Annotated in this window: 9 protein-coding genes and 1 tRNA gene; 1 reads left to right on the top strand and 9 read right to left on the bottom strand. The window is 33.1% G+C overall.

The window, feature by feature from the left end; translation table 11 throughout:
- Positions 1–310 precede the first annotated feature (310 nt).
- The 8 genes from BKH44_RS07370 to BKH44_RS07330 form a co-directional block, all read right to left on the bottom strand.
- Positions 311–3,448 (bottom strand): hypothetical protein, encoded by a 3,138-nt coding sequence (locus tag BKH44_RS07370; protein WP_095271883.1) that lies wholly within the window; start codon positions 3,446–3,448, stop codon positions 311–313.
- Positions 3,418–9,339 carry a hypothetical protein gene (locus BKH44_RS07365; protein ID WP_095271880.1) on the bottom strand — a complete coding sequence of 1,974 codons (5,922 nt, stop codon included), beginning with the start codon at positions 9,337–9,339 and terminating at the stop codon, positions 3,418–3,420. The genes BKH44_RS07370 and BKH44_RS07365 overlap by 31 nt, the downstream gene beginning before the upstream one ends.
- 11 nt (positions 9,340–9,350) lie before the next feature.
- On the bottom strand, positions 9,351–9,977 hold the full coding sequence (locus BKH44_RS07360; RefSeq protein ID WP_095271877.1) for a TrbC family F-type conjugative pilus assembly protein: 627 nt from the start codon (positions 9,975–9,977) through the stop codon (positions 9,351–9,353).
- Between the two features lie 20 nt (positions 9,978–9,997).
- Complete coding sequence (locus tag BKH44_RS07355; RefSeq protein WP_095271876.1) at positions 9,998–11,041, bottom strand: TraU family protein; 1,044 nt, start codon at positions 11,039–11,041, stop codon at positions 9,998–10,000.
- The gene (locus BKH44_RS07350; protein WP_095271873.1) at positions 11,038–11,640 is read right to left on the bottom strand and encodes a hypothetical protein; all 603 of its coding nucleotides are present in this window, start codon (positions 11,638–11,640) and stop codon (positions 11,038–11,040) included. Before BKH44_RS07350 ends, BKH44_RS07355 begins: the two co-directional genes overlap by 4 nt.
- Positions 11,637–12,284, bottom strand: a complete 648-nt coding sequence (locus tag BKH44_RS07345; protein ID WP_143428324.1) for a hypothetical protein — start codon at positions 12,282–12,284, stop codon at positions 11,637–11,639. The genes BKH44_RS07350 and BKH44_RS07345 overlap by 4 nt, the downstream gene beginning before the upstream one ends.
- A gap of 693 nt (positions 12,285–12,977) precedes the next feature.
- On the bottom strand, positions 12,978–13,208 hold the full coding sequence (locus tag BKH44_RS07335; protein ID WP_143428323.1) for a hypothetical protein: 231 nt from the start codon (positions 13,206–13,208) through the stop codon (positions 12,978–12,980).
- A 7-nt stretch (positions 13,209–13,215) separates the two neighbouring features.
- Positions 13,216–13,746 carry a hypothetical protein gene (locus tag BKH44_RS07330; protein ID WP_095271863.1) on the bottom strand — a complete coding sequence of 177 codons (531 nt, stop codon included), beginning with the start codon at positions 13,744–13,746 and terminating at the stop codon, positions 13,216–13,218.
- Between the two features lie 146 nt (positions 13,747–13,892).
- On the opposite strand from BKH44_RS07330, the gene BKH44_RS07325 reads away from it, so the two are divergent.
- Positions 13,893–16,100, top strand: coding sequence for a TonB-dependent receptor (locus tag BKH44_RS07325; RefSeq protein ID WP_095271860.1), 2,208 nt, complete (start codon positions 13,893–13,895; stop codon positions 16,098–16,100).
- Positions 16,101–16,165: 65 nt separating this feature from the next.
- On the opposite strand, the gene BKH44_RS07320 is transcribed toward BKH44_RS07325, so the two are convergent.
- Positions 16,166–16,241 (bottom strand) — tRNA-Glu (locus BKH44_RS07320).
- Positions 16,242–16,301 lie beyond the last annotated feature (60 nt).

Genomic DNA, 16,301 nt, shown 5'->3' with positions numbered 1-16,301 from the left:
CACTCTAATGCTTGGGTATCTTTTACTTTAGCATTCAACACATTAGCTAGGCTTTTGAACGCAGGGACAAACTTATCATCTAAATTTTCAATAATTAAAGTCATCTCAAAATCCTTTTTTAGCTTTTAAATATTATACAAAAATACCGACCTTTTTTCCTAAAGTAATAAAGATTGCTTTGAGTTGTGTTTAGATATTCTTGAGATATTTTCAATTCTCTACTACAAAACAAAGATAAGTTTTTAAAATATTATTCAGCATTTTCTATATCTCCATTCTTGGTTTCAATGATTTGATAAATGTTTTATTTTTATTCTTTAGTTCCTGCACCAAGAGCCTTAGGCTCCTCTTTTTTAGGTTCTTCTTCTTTGATAACTTTTCCTTCTATCTCTTTATTCAATTCCTTTTTCAAATTCATTGTTGTATTGATGATAGATTCAACTGCCTTATCACTTCCAATGCTGCCACCTTGAAGAAAAATATTTGTCAAATCTTCAAATTTATCAGCAGGGAAGCATTTGTCTTTTTGTGGGTCTTCTCCTTTTTCACATTTTTTAATACTGACATTATTCAAATCATCAATACTGATTTTATCACATTCGCCTTTATTTACATTCCTTCCAAGCTGCTGCATAAATCCTTCAGCAAAAATCTTAGTGATTTTTTGATCATAGCAACAATAATAATGCCTTCTCCTTTCTCCTCCAAACCAATCTGTTTGTAATATCCCTAAAGAAGCTGGATTTGACATTATTTCTGTATTGTCCCTTCTTACCTCAAAGCCCAAGAATTTACTTGGTTTAAAATTAGCAGGTATACACAATCCTGCCTCAAGACGCAAATTTGTCTTCAAATACTCTTTCCCATCTTTTCCTCCCTTATCTGCTCTTTCTTGCACAAATCTTTTATCATCTTCTGAAAGACCACAAGTATTGCCACTAGACATTGTCCTTGCTATATCCACAAAAGCAGAAGCTATCATATTAAAAGGAGGATTAAATCCACCAGCAATTGTATCTGCAACCTGAAATCCAAGTTCTTTAATAATTTTGCCTGTATTGTCAGTGCTAACTGAACGACTGCTATCAGAAGACAATCCAGGTAAATCAGGCTCTGGAGTTTGTCTTTTTACTTCAGATTCAACGCTTGGATGGGAGAGATCAGGATTTAAAAATCTCGCACCATATTTTCGACGAATATCTTCAATCACATCTTTTCCCCCACAAACTGTTTCAGCTGCTATGAATAAATCCTCAGGAGCCAGAGCATAAAGATTATATGATGTCTTACCATTAGCATCTACAACCTCATTTAAGCTATACCTGGCATAAAAATAATCATTAAGGTGTTCTACATCTACAGTGCCATCATCTTCTTTAGCAAAAGCTTTCATCAATACAGCAACATCATCTGCACTGATATGATACGGTTCAGTAGAAGTGTATAATATCCTCTCTTGAGTCTTCTTTTCTTCAGGAGTTAAATCATCAAGATCAACACTTAATTGATAATTAGCCAAATCAGAGTAAGTTAATTGAAATGTACTTGTCATGCATTCAACATATTTCATAGCCTTATAATCATCATTATCTAATGAACCTTCCATTTCTTTATAACTCTTGATGCTTGAATTATTTTTTATGCCCACACTCGCACCATTTGTAATGAAAGCTGCATTATTTTTTATCCCTCTTTGAGAAGGGCTTTCTTTATGCCCACAATCATCTTTTTTGCTTGTATGATCACAAACATCTTTTACAGCTTCACTAAGAGCAGTGCTAGCAATCTTAATGGCAACACTTTTGAGTACTTGTTCTGTTGAATAAGTAAGGGATTTACTTAGGAATTCACTTGCAGCTTTCCCTATACCTTTCTTTACGGCATCTCCCAAAGGAGTAAAAACAACCCTGAATGTATCGGTGCCAAATTTAGCAGTATTGGCATATGGAGCACCACCACCAGTTACTTTAGTTATTGATTGAGTGTGAGTATTTTTTATAGCATCAGCTCCAAAATCATAAGCAGCCATTGCCAACATCGCTCCATACTTGATAGCCATATCCATCACAGAAGGATTGTCTATGAAAAGCCCAGAATCACAATAATCAGATTCACCAGAAAAAACATGGATACTCTGTTCTGCAATAGAAGCCTCTCCCAATACTTTAGTTGCCTTAGAAAAATCATGCCTTGTTAAATTCTTTTCTAATTTTGGTATATTCTTCAAATAACTATCTGCTGAAGGAAAGGTGGTTGTTTTTTCAGTATATTCTCTACAACCAATTTCTACCTCTCTGCTTTTTTTACAAACCTTAGTAACCTCTTTTGACAGATAAATCGTTTTACCATCAATATCAGTGATTGGATTGAGCGGTTTTTCTTCAACCACACAATCAGAATCATCACCACTCAAGGTAGTTTTATTGATCTGACAACTTATTGGAAGAGTGCATTGAGCTTCACAGCTCTCTTGTGAAGAGAAAGCATTCTCCCCTCTATCACCTTTTGCAGAAATGTTATAAGGACAAGTATAATAGCTTTCTTCTCTCTTTAAAATCGCATTGATTAGAAAATTCTTATCCCAAAAGCCATCGTTACTCTGAATAGCATAGGTAGTTTTTTTCAAATCATCTCCATTGATAAGACTGATGAAACTTATTTTTTTTCCACCAATATTTAACTCATTGACCGCCCTACCCTCATAATTAGAAATTTTTTCTCCTTCAAATTTAGAACCTACTTTTTTTACAGGGATAGAAATACTATCAGCACCTATTTTAATCTCTACTCCCTTAGGTGATTTTGTTATGCCTAATGTGTCATAAAAATCAATCTTTCCATCATATATCTTTTGGCTTCCATTTTGTTTGACTGATGTGTTGCCTTCTTTAGTATATTGAGCAGAAATACCTTCTGAAAACATGCTATCTTTATCAATATGAATAAGCTCCTTGTCTCCTTTCAAAGCAAAAACAGAAAACACATTATCATCAAAGACCACTTTAATGCCATTTTTTTTCAAATCACTTTTTTTGATAACTGGAAAGAGATTTGTAAAAGCAATAGGCTCTTTACCTTGCACCAAAAGAACTTCTATACCATTGACCTTGATTTGAAAACCTGTTATTTTACCTTTAAGATCACTAAGATGCTTATTGAGTGCTTCTATATCAAGAGAATCTTTTGCTTCAATAAGTAATTGCCTATTTGCAGCAACTTGCATTACAGTGCAATGATTTTGGACTCTGCAACCTGTTTCGCAAACATCTTGCGTGCTGTAACCAGTTGCTTTTGATAAATCTGAAGTCAATCCTTTTTGGTAGTCTTTATAATTTTTATCTAATGGACAATACCATGTTTGTTTTGAATCTTGAGCATTCAATCCTATGGATATAATGAGCAAAAAGCTAAATATTTTTAATGATTGTCTTGATAAGCTGAACAACATTTGTATTTCCTTTCTTCAACTGATTTGAGGTATGTAAAATAGATTCGATTTAAAAATGGCATTGGATATGTGAGTTTTTTAACAGTTCTATCGCCTGTTTCTTTATCTATGACTGCTATAGAATAAACAGAATAATTGCGGATATAGTTCATGCTTCTATTGAATGGACATGATGAAGTTCCATTAAAAGTCTCAATGCCAAATAATGTTCCTCCGCCTACAGGAGAAAAAGGATCATTGCTACAACTTCTAGGCAATTCATCTTTGAGTTCATCTTGTAATTCTTTAAGCTCTTTTTCTAATTTTATTAATTCTTTTTCATAATTGGGCTGGTAATATTTACAATCAACAATAGTATTTTTGCCATTATTTATAAAATAATCAGAGCCAGGAATAGGGATTGACATATCATCAATAGGTTTTCCATTGCTATCCAAAACGAGTTCACAAGTATAATCCATATCATTATCTATATCATCATTCCTTTCAGCCTCTTCTTTGCTTTCATAATAGAGATTCCAAGTCTCATCTTGACTAAAATCATATTTACTTTCTGATTTACAATGATAAAGCTGCTTTCCACTTTTTTTATATTCCAAAGGATGTCTAGGGACATCATTGCGATCAAATTTAGAAATACATATATCATCAATATCCTTACTATGTCCATCGCTATTATTATTTGCTAATGAACAACTTCCATGACTTAATTGAGAAAATGGAACCCCTTGTGATGACAACCGACCAATCAAATCATAAGCTTTTTTATCTATTGATTTTTTAGCTTCATCTATCTTAATCTTGTCATCAAAATTATCTTCTTTAAGTTCTCCATTGATCCATTGTTCATATTGTGTAAAACCAAGAGTATTGAACCAATGAGTATCATCAACACCATTAAAATTTTCAAATGTTATTTCATAGCCAATCGGATACCCCCAATTATTTGACTCCTTTCCCCATCTGCTGACACAAAGTTCTAATTTACTAGGACCATTGCCACCATACCAAAACCCCCAATCATTAGTTCTCCCTGTCTTTTTTCCAATATCAATATTTTGAGCATGTTCGTTGTATCCATAAGCTATTGTTTTTATTTTTTTGATCGGAGAAAGTTGCGTGTATTTTTCTTTCAAATCTGCTATTTCTTTTTCTTTGGCTGGGATAAGCTTTTTTTCTAATTCATTGGCTCTTGGAGTTCTTAATTTTGAGACCAACGGAAGGGCTTGAATAAAACCAGCTGGAAGTGCAGTTACTTTTGTTCGAGGAATATCTTCTTTGGCAATCACTTTCCCATCTTTATCATAAAAATAAAATTCATAATCAGAAGGGGTTGGGAGGATAATATTCAATCCTAGTGTTGCATTGTTGTAAACTTTTAGAGCCTTGAATGAGTGATAAGGACATTTATAGTCATGAGGTGTTTGTGTTTTATACCAATCGCAAAAATTTGAAATACAATGACAATCCCAAGGTTTATCAGGACTATTTGCCATTATATTATAAAGCTTGAATTCTGGCTCAAACCACCTGCTTGTCTCAAAATTATAACTGCTCACTTCTGGCATGAGCTGGATAACAGAATAACCTACCATACCATTCAAAGCTTCAGAAGAAAAATCCACATTTGCCTTATAGCTATCCTCTATCAAGGTCATCAAAGGATCATTATTTTCAATACTGCGTTTCCAGCGATATTTATAAGGCTCAAATAGTTTCCAATATTCATTTGAAAGATTCAAAAGCCCACCTGCTTGTTCTGCCATCGTATGAGGTTTTGGTTTTACAACATCAACATCTGGAGTGGAAGCACCTCCATTTAATTCACAAGAATCTCCACTATGATCACCATTCACAGCTATTTTTCTTCCCACGAAATCTCCACCAACGGAAAGTACATATATTTTTCCTGTTGTGCTTATTATTTTTTGTATTTCTTTAAATTCCTTATCTGTAAGCAAAGCATCAAAATGATAAAAACTACTTGAGCCTCTTCTCCCTCTTCTTACTTTACACTTATACTTTCTTTTCTCTGGTATTTTAATATCTGAAACAGATGTATCTGATTGTTTAGTAGGAAGATGCACTTTAACATCTTGTTCATAAAGCGACTTGATGCCAGAAATAACCCCTCCATTGCTTAAAACCCCTATTTGTTCAGCAAAAAGGATTTCTTTAGAATCAGTTATCGTTGAGGTAAAATTCATCACTTGATGAGCATTATCGCTGCAATCAGAAGGCAAAAGAGAACTTTTCACCCCATCGTATTTACAATATTCTATCTTTTGAGTGTCTTTGTAATTTTTAGAAACAATGAAAGTCCCCCCTACTTTATTGTTTGAAAATGTTGCACTCACAATCCCTTTCCTAGAATCAGCTGCCGTATTCATTCTCAGACAAGTTGGATCACTAGCATAAATATCTTCATCACCTTTCATTATATTGACAGATACATCTTTGCACTCTTTTTGAATCTCTTGAGTTTTTACATCATCGTATAACTCGGTTTTAAAAATTGGAAGCACACATGTCCTGGTTGTCCTTTGGACTTGATTGATACCACACACAACTTCTTTTTGATTAGTTGCACAGGTGCCTTTAAAGCCTGTCAAATTACCCAAAGAATCCATAATAGGACGATTGGTATCACAATAAGTGTAATCGCTTTTAAGTCTTATTATATCGCCTGCTATTTTGCTTTTATCTTCTTTGCTGAGTTCTACTCCATCTTTTCTAATATCACTACAGTCTGCTGGATTCATTGTTACTGTTTCTGTCTGGAGGCATACCTGATTGATTTCCACATCATTCACAGCAGGACATTCATAGGTATAAGTTTTGAGAGCTAAACGGGTGCCTTCAAGTTGAATTTCACTATTGTCTGCAGAAGATTTGTCAGGCACACTTATTTTAGTTTTCAAAGTTGCCAACTCATTACCCTTTTCATCTTTTTGACCAAAATCAAGAGTGCTTTTAAGCTTACAATTTTGCTTCACTTTGATTGGGCAATTATCTACAAAGCATTTCTTTTGCATAGGGTTAGTAAAACAATCCTCTCCAGCGAGTTTGTTGTAATAACTGGTGCAATTAAGCGTTGTAGGAGTGTCTTTATTGAAAAATGAATTTGCATTTGGATCGATCTTGGTGCAAACTTCTACCATTTTTCCAACCATTGGGACTACCAAAGCCCTCATTGCTTTTTGAAATCCTTTATCAGGTATGATTTTGTCTATTTTTTCATCATATTCTCTTTCAATCCTCCACCACGGTAAACAGATTTTCTTCGTAATGCCACCTGCTGTAAACACCTTACAATCGGAACTAGAATCGTAATCTCCACTACCATACCCAAAATTTAATTGTTCACTTGCCTTATCAGACATATCTTTATCTTCAAACAAAGGAATCAAATCATATGAAGGCGAAAGGTGTTCATAATAAGCAAATGGTTTTTTATCACTTGGAGCTAAATTTAAAATGCTCCCTTTATCCACATCTCTTTGATTTTTACCCCACCATAAGAAAGAATATCCACTTTCTCTAATATCACTTTTATCATCTTTGCCATTGACTTCACCATTCTTAGGTCTAAAAGAAGCATATGCAGAAAGCTTTTTTAAATTACCAGTCAGATAGATAGATACTAATTGATTAGGTTCTAAAGCATCATCTCTAAGGATTGAAATATAATGTTTTTTATCATCTAAATAATTATAAATTAAATTTTCACCTGTAGTATCCCTATAAATAAGGGCATCTGCAATCTCTTGATATGTGAGTGGCTTAGAAGAAGCAAGTACTGAAATTTCATACTGCATAGGAATATCACCTACCGACCTCACTAATTTCTCTCCACTATTAAGCGATCGGATAGAGCTAGGAATATCTTTATCTGTTTTCATAGGATAATAAAACTCTCCAACAACTCTAAAATGTTCTTCAGCTTCACTATCAGGATTGGTATTCACAGAAAGATCGCTATAATCATAAGATACTGCATAGACTCTACTTTTGACAGGACCTTCAAGCAAAAGAGGAGCTACCTTATCATCAATCAATTTTTCTTCAATAAAATACTTATTTTTTTTGACACTGCTTAAAACATTATCATAGGCTTTAAAAATTTCTGCCTTTTGATTTTTATCCAATCCATTCCATATCTTAGAAACAGAATCAAAATGTGCAAATTCTTTTTTAGAATTATCCATATTGTTTGAAACATTGTAACCATTGCTCAGGAAAAAAGAATGGAACTTACCTGAATTGTCTGCTAGATAATAATACTTGTTGTCTAAAGTCAATTTGGATTTTTGACCTGTCTTATCAACTGTTTGTAAAGCTAACATCACATAAACATACATTTTTTTATCATAAAAATCATCACTGGGCTTGATTTTAATAAAGATTTGATTTTTCTTTGTCTTGATGGCATAACTTGTTTTCCTACTTTTGGAAATAGGCGTTATAGAGGCATATTGCTGGTCATTGATCATATTGATATAAGCCCTATCTTTGCCTTCAGTTTCAATAGTATTTTCATAATCAGTGGGTTCAGCTATGATTCTAGGTCTTATAGTTCCAGCAACCCTGCCTCCATTCACAATAGTTTCAACTACATTCCCCTTTGCATCAAAAACCCTCTCATTCAAGATAGGTGCTGCATTGTTTCTAGCTTCTTTACAAGTTTCTGCAGAGCAATTTTTTGTGCCTTCCAAACAACCTTCTTTTATATTGAAAAAACTCTCCACATTCAAAGCAGGTTCTCTTAAAGTGCAAAATCCTCTAGTAAAAGAGCTTGCAGAACAAGTTTTTTCATTTGAAAATGTTCCATCTTCATTGTCTCCAGTGCTATTGGTCTTACAAATTTGAAAATTCCTTCCATCAACTTTCAAAGTAACCAAATCTTTTTTAGAGCAAGCATTCTTTAGGGCAGGCTTATTAAAAATATCCATCCCTTCAGATACGAAACGATTGATTTTTGGAATCAACAACTTTGGTTTTATGATAGTTGCGATTAATTTTTTATCTTCATCATCATATTGATCTAAATCTACTTTGTCAGAAATATAAAATGACATTTTTATAGACTTGACTTTATTGTTGATAGTATATTTTTTAACAAGCCCTCCATCTGTAATAGTCTTTTCATCTTGAGCTTTCAATAAAAGCCCACGAGCAAGTATCCTTTCATAACCACTTTCATCAGTATATGAAAAATCAAACCTCATGTCTGCATTGTTCTTGATAGTAAAAATAAAATTTTTAGTCTTTTTGTCTGGCTTAAAATTCTTTTCAATTTGTTGTTTGGGATTTTTCTTTGAAAGCACAATCGCATCGGTTATAATATTTTCTACATCTTCTTTTTGAGTATCCAAAGGGTTAGTTGCCACCACACATTTACTTGGGGTGATACAAGTTTCTTCACATCTTTTTTTAGCATTCAAAGGAGAATCAACATCTCCACTACCCTTAATTGGAGTGGTGATGCCATTTATGGAACATTGATATTGAAAAAAGTTTTCTCCCCTTGCGATGTAACAAGTTGCCCTACCTGTCGATTTAGCAATATTACCTAATTTATCAACAGTTGTTGTAATCAATTCTTTTCTAGTCCCTTTTTTCTCTGCTTCTACAAAACTGCTAACTCCTTTTGAATCCTTAAATTTATCTCCAACTTCTGCATCTTTAAAAGAATCTGGATTTTCAGAATTAGCAGCATCAAGAACATCTTCTGAAAATATTCCATTCAAAGTATCTTGAACACTAAAATCATTGGGATTTTGAGGTGTATTTGCTTGTGAATTATTATAAAAATCTCGAATATTAAATTCTTTCTTTGCTAAACCTATACAAACAAGCAAAACCATTAAAATAAATACAATTTTTTTCATCATTATTCCTTCTACTCAGGTCTTATCAATGTAAAATAATATTTGGCATAATCTTTATCATAATCACTCACGATAGAAAAAAAATCACTTAAAGTAATGTCCCCAGTGGCTACAAATTTATTATCGCATTCTTTAAAACTAAAATTTTCCCCAACAGGACAATAAGACAAAACATATGCAGGGACTCTATTGACATGCAAGGTTGAAAATATTTTTGGATAGATTTTGATCTTGCCTTTAGTGCCTTCTTGATAAACATTCCTTATGAAAGTCGTCATATCTTTAGGGAACCCTCTAAAAACAATCTTCCCCTCAACCTCTTCACCTCTTTGATTGAGTTTACTCACAGAAGCATTGAATCGCTTTGCACCTAAGAATACTGATTGTGTTGTCAGATAAAAGATTGTTAATTTTTTTTGTTGACCTTCTTTCAATAAAGAAAGGCTATCCTCATAGGTCTCAAATTGTCTAGGTGTCAATAGACTTTTAGCAATTTTAGGGTCTAAAATTTGCTCTTGTATTTTTTCTAATGATTGATGTTTGTCAACACTAGCATTTGAAACTTTAACTTTAGCCCATATATTTACATTCATAATACATAACGATAAAATTAAAACCCATATCTTTATAGTTCTCATTTTAACCTCCTATTTTTTAATTATTTACAAGGCGTCTGCCCCATGCAGTAATCCCTTTTTCTCCATATCCAAAAGAAAAAGGCATCTTTATCCTTAACTTCTGATTGAAAATCATAATGAAGCCTTAAAGCTCCAAATCTTTTAGCTTTTCCATAAGCAAGCTGTATGTAATATTGATCCTTGATCAAAAGCGGGAAAATCTTATCTCCACACATGCTATCAGGAAGCTCCCGATTCAAAAAAGAAAAAGAAGCATTGCTTGTTTTTAAAAGTTTCATTGTTTCATGCATGACTGAAAGCTGTCTGAGTGCAATCATTTCAGAGTTTTCAATCGGATCACCTATTTTGGTATACCCTGTATTCCCAGCCCCCATATTCCCACGACAACCATCACACCAATAAAGACTATTGATAGGGTGTCCTGCCGTTGCAGCCACACAATCAGCAAGGCAAGCTAAATCAGCTAGTGGACTTTTAAAAAATGCCCTTCCAAGAGGATTCATTTCAGCAGTGGCGAGAGCTAAAATATCACTTTGATAAGTCGGATCAGTTTCGCTGATATAAGAAGCTGATATTTCAGTATTTGACCTATCAAAACAAACCGCATCTGGAAGGATAAAATTTATTAAAGCCATCATAGGAAATATGAAAAAATTTGATTGCCTGAATCCCGTTGTCTCTACTGTCGTATTGGTTCCTGATCTTGAAACACCCTCTTTCCCTAAAGCATCACCTCCAATCTTCACATTTAATCCCATAAAATTCATCGTTTCATTTGAAGATGAAAAACCCAAAATAGGTTCAACCAAGCTAGCTTTAAGTCCAACAGGCAACTCAGAAGCATCACCAGTTGTATCGCACATGCAAATATCACCTAAACTTATTTCAAATTTATCTCCAAAGAATTCCCAATCTAGCGAATTCATAAAATCAAGCATTGGAGATTTTGAAGTAGTTACATTATCTCCTGTAGGTTTTGCATCATCTGCTGAACTACCAGTATAATCTTGATCTGCATAAACAAAAGCTACTATCAAAAAACAGATAAACATAATCTTTTTCATTCTTCTACCTCTTTTTTCCGATCAATTTTGTATTCATGAATGATCAAATAGCCATCTTTGATCTCAAATGTTGTCGGAGTGCATTTAAGATTAAAAGAATCTTTTAATCGATCATTCAAGAGGTATTTTTGTGGGTAGTTTTTGAGTTTTAATAAATCCCCCTCGCTCACCAAAACATTTAAATTTCCATTCTGTCCCTTAAGCCAAAGAAGTTCATGAGGAGAATTTACATTGATGAGTCCATAGTGAAGGTATTCTCCATTATAAAAGCTTGACATAGGTGTGCCTGCTTTAATATGGACATCTGCTTCTGGAATATCAATATCAAAAGCAGCTTTTTGATTATTAAAAATATCTCGCTTTGTTTCAGTGTTTTTTTGACAAAAAGGCAATGATATCTTACCAATCATTGCTCTTCTGACAGATTCTTCCATTTGTTGTTTGAGTTCTTTGGTATTGGTATTTTTTGCTGCATTCCTGATCTGAATGAGCAAATCTTCTTCTTGGATATCATAAGTATTCCCAACAACTCCAAAATCTTTATAAGCCCACAAAATTTGATTTAAAGCTAACAATGCGATAAAAATAAAATACTTCATTCCCTCTCCTTTGGTGATTGTAAAATTTCTTTTAATGAATTCTCATAAAGAGTATTTGAACAAATTTTAAGGGCTTTTTTTGCTATGTTTTTAGCTGCTTTTTTATCCTCAATCACTCCACCCATTCCATAAAATAAATAAGTGGCTTTCCTCTCCAATCCTTTACAATTATTTTGTCTAGCTAAAGGTTCTATTAAATTAAAATATTTAATTTGATAAGCAACATCTCTTTTTTGTCCTGCCATTTCCATTAACTTAGTAGCTATGAATGCAGCAGCTAAATTTTTTTCTTCATTAAAGCTTTGGATAAAATAATCAAGGGCTTGTTTATAATCAGGCAAACGCACTTCAATTTCTTTATCTTTATCAACTGGGTCTTTAAGTTTTTCTTTTTTAAAATGAGAACTTAAATATATGGTTTCAAGCCCCTTGATATATAAAGGTGTTTTGCGTATTTTGATATTCTGTGCGTGATTCCAAGATTGAAGGTATTCTTTTTCATAGGGAAAAATTGGTTTATTTGATTCTTCTTTTGCATTGATTATTGATATAGAAAAACCTATAAAGAAAAAAAATAAAATCATTTTAGAGACTTTTATCAATGGTGTGTAATGGTGCCTAAAATAAATACAATTCTTCTGCATACCAATCCTTTTTATGTTATAATCACTGCGTCTAAGCTGATAACTTGGATAGATACAAAAAATGGAAGCCTTATTTTGGATAAGCCTGATTGGATTAAACCCAGTCAGGTTTTTTTTTGGTTTTTTGGGACAGGGGTGGGAAATCCAAAATAAGGAGTCCATAATGGAAACCTTAAACATTTTCATTGCGATTATCGCAGTGTGTATCACACTTTTTAGGGAGGAAATTAGAGATTTTATCTTTAAGTTCAAACCTAAATAGATAGATTGCCTTCTTCCATTTCCCTCAATGGACTTCATCAACCCATTGAGGGTTTTTTTATGAATACTCTTCATCATTTTTATTTTGAACTCCCCTATATTTTTATGTTATAATCGTTGTGTCTAAGTTGGTAACTTGGATAGGTGAAAAAAGACTCGCCTACATTATAGATTTGCCTAACTGCTTTAAAAAGTGGTTAGGTTTTTTTTTGGCTATACGGGACAGGGGTGGGAACTCTATAATGTAGGAGTCCATAATGGAAACCTTAAACATTTTCATTGCGATTATCGCAGTGTGTATCACACTTTTTAGGGAGGAAATTAGAGATTTTATCTTTAAGTTCAAACCTAAATAGATAATCGCCTGAGTCTTCCTCACAACAAGATTCACCAACTTGTTGTGAGTTTTTTTATCAATACTTCTAATTATTTTCATTTCTTGACTCCTTGATTTGGATTTTGATATTTCTCTTTCAATCTCCCTAACATTTCTTTCTCTTCAGGATTAAGATGCTTACTTATTTTTTCAAGCTCTTTGATTGCTTTTTGTTTTTGAGATATGGAGCTTCTTGAAGATAGGGTTTTTTCTATGGATTGGAGTTTGGGAGTAATTAGTGTTTTTTGTTCATAGTATTGAGAGACTAAAGGATTTTTAAATTGCATCCTTTCATTAAGATTCAAGTACATTCATGTTTACATACACACTTTCCATAAAAGCAAGTTCATGTTTTTTAGAAAAATCACAAACACTTAGCTTTTCACCTTGGAATAAAAGTTTTTTGCCTTTAAACTCTTTGATTGCATTTTTAATAATGAGTTGGACATCTTTATAGAATCTTGTAGGAAGAACTGGTTGTCCAGTTCTTTCATAAATCCTTTTCTCAAAGATTTTCAGTTTTGTATAGTCTTTCATTTGTAGATAAAGCAGATCAAATTTTTTATATTTGAAAGAAATCAATCCTAATTTCTGAAGGTGTTTTAACCAATTTTGGATTGTCTTATCAGTTACATCAAAATTGTATTTGTTTTCGCTTTGATTGATTACAATGAGTCCTGTTTGCGGTTTAAGTTTTAACGTAAGGTATGCAAGTTCTTCATAGAACATATAGACTTTTGGATTTTTATAAACTTTGAAAAAACTTCGAACTCCAAGTTCACGCAGTGAATTGGAATCAAAAAGAGAATAATTAAAATCTGACATGTCAGCTCCTTGTTGAAGCTTATGTCTGACTTAATATTAACAATATTTACAAATTATCAAAACTCATATTTTTAAATTAATTATAAGAATTATTATTATATATTAAAATTTATCTAAAAATAAGAAAAAACCTCTAAAGGAATTTTATGGATTATCCCATTTTGAAATATAAAATTTTGCTTGCATTTGGATTACTATTTTCAATCAATATGTTGTCAAAAGCAACAAATCAAGAACCAAAAGATTATATATTGAAAAAATCTGTAGTCTCTGCTTCAGGTTTTCTTCAAGATTTTAATCAAGCTCCTGCTTCTATAGATTTACTCACTCCGGAACAACTTGCAGATAGCCCTTATCGAGATTTAGGTGAAGCAATCTCGCTCATACCCGGCGTCAGCACTAATCAAGAAATCACAGGTGCAACAGGTTATACCATATCCATAAGAGGAATGCCACCACAATATACCTTGATCTTAGTAGATGGTAAAAGACAAAACATCACTCCTGCAGCATTTCCAAACGCATATGACAGTATTTTTTCATCCTTTATGCCTCCATTAGGAGCAATTGAACGTATTGAGGTTATCAAGGGTCCTATGAGCACCCTTTATGGAAGCGATGCTATTGGTGGTATTATTAATATCATTACCAAAAAAAATTTTACTTCTTGGCATACCAACATTGACTTATCCACAACAATCCAAGAAGACTCTGCTTTTGGGAATCTGTATAATATCGGTTTTTGGCTATCAGGGCCTCTTGATAAGGACAAAAGATGGGGATTGTCTTTAAGAGGAAGAGAATCTTATCGTGCTTTTGTATCTGCAAAAGATTTGACCATTATCCCCACTCCAAGTGGTATTGAAAAAGAGGTTGGCAGGACAATGATAGTAGGAGGTATGGAATCAAATGTATATGATATAGGTGGACGAATATCTTATAGTCCAAGCGAAGAAAATTATCTCTATTTTGATTATGATCGATCCTCTCAATGGCTTAACAAATATCCCGGCACTGGAGCATATGCCTCCCCAGCAAATCCACAAACCTTCACGCGTAATAATTATATTTTTACTCATTTAGGTGATTATGCCTTTGGTAAAACTGATAGCTCTATTCAGTATAATTCTACAGATTATAAAGGAAGATTTATTCCAAAAACAAAATCTGATAGAGGTCTTGCAGGTAATGATTTTTTAGTAAATACAAAATTAAGTCTACCTATTGGTATGAATCAAGTTACACTTGGTGGTGAATATTGGTTTTCTTCTTTGAACGATAATATTTTCAAACAGACCTTAAAAACTAATTTTATCTATCAAAATAATATTAGTTTGTTTGCAGAAAATGAACTTCCCATTACCCAAAACCTTATATTAACATTAGGGATGAGAGAAAACTACAACTTTTCCTTTGGTTTTAACACTTCTCCAAGAGCCTATCTTGTTTACAATATAACTGATTACCTAACTTTTAAAGGTGGATTTTCCACTGGTTATAAAGTCCCTACACCTGCTCAACTTGTCGCAGGACCAAATGGAATAAGCGGGACTAGCTCTATCACAAGGATTCTTTATGGTAATCCAAACCTCAAACCCGAAAGTTCATTGAATTTTGAAATATCTACACTCATTCAAACAGACTGGTTTGATAGCACCCTCACAGGGTTCTACAATAAATTTAATGACAAAATCATTGATGGCAAAGAAGGGAAAAAACTCAATGTGGGCGATAATCTTCCTATTGACAACCTCACTTGCAGCACTAAAGGCTTCAGCACTTCAGGAATAACAAATTGTTTTTATCCCATCAATATTGATGAAGCTATCACTTATGGAACAGAGGTAACTTTAAGCCTGCACCCCATCAATATAGCTATAGGAAAAATAGGGTTCAATATCAATTATGCCTTCACAAAAACCAAACAAACTAAAGGTAAAGATAAAGGAAAGCCCCTTATAAATATCCCTGAGCATAATCTAAATGCTTCTTTAAATTATTTTTTTAGGGATTTACTAAGCCTTTATTTGCGTACAGAATTCTATGCAAAACAGCCAAAATCTGGACCAGGTTGGCTACTTACTTCAGATTATGGAGTATTTAATTATGATCAATTAAAAAAAGCTTATCCCTCACTCAATCCTTATTTTAACAACTATTTTTTATTCCATGTTGGTGGAAGTTACCAGATAACAAAAACATTCAAAGCACATTTTGGAATTTATAACCTACTGAATGAAAAGTTTTCAGACTGGATCAATGTCAAAGAAGGAAGTAGCACTACTCAAGTAAATAATTTCAATTATATTCACGAAGGTCGTAGATATTTCATCAGTCTGAATATGGATTTCTAATAGCAAATATCTATATTCAGATTTCTAAAACATATTCATCGTTTGAATAAATAAACATAATCAAATGGCGACCCCTGAAAGATTTGAACTTCCGTTCCCACCTAGAAAGGGTGGTATCCTTGGCCACTAGATGAAGGGGTCTTGCGAAAAATACCTTATTATCAATAAATCTATTTTGATAGAAAATCTAAAAGAAGTTTA

It is taken from the genome of Helicobacter sp. 13S00477-4, assembly GCF_002272785.1.
GTDB lineage: Bacteria > Campylobacterota > Campylobacteria > Campylobacterales > Helicobacteraceae > Helicobacter_J.
Note: the sequence above shows the minus strand (reverse complement) of the source record. Positions and strands in the feature narration are given on the sequence as shown.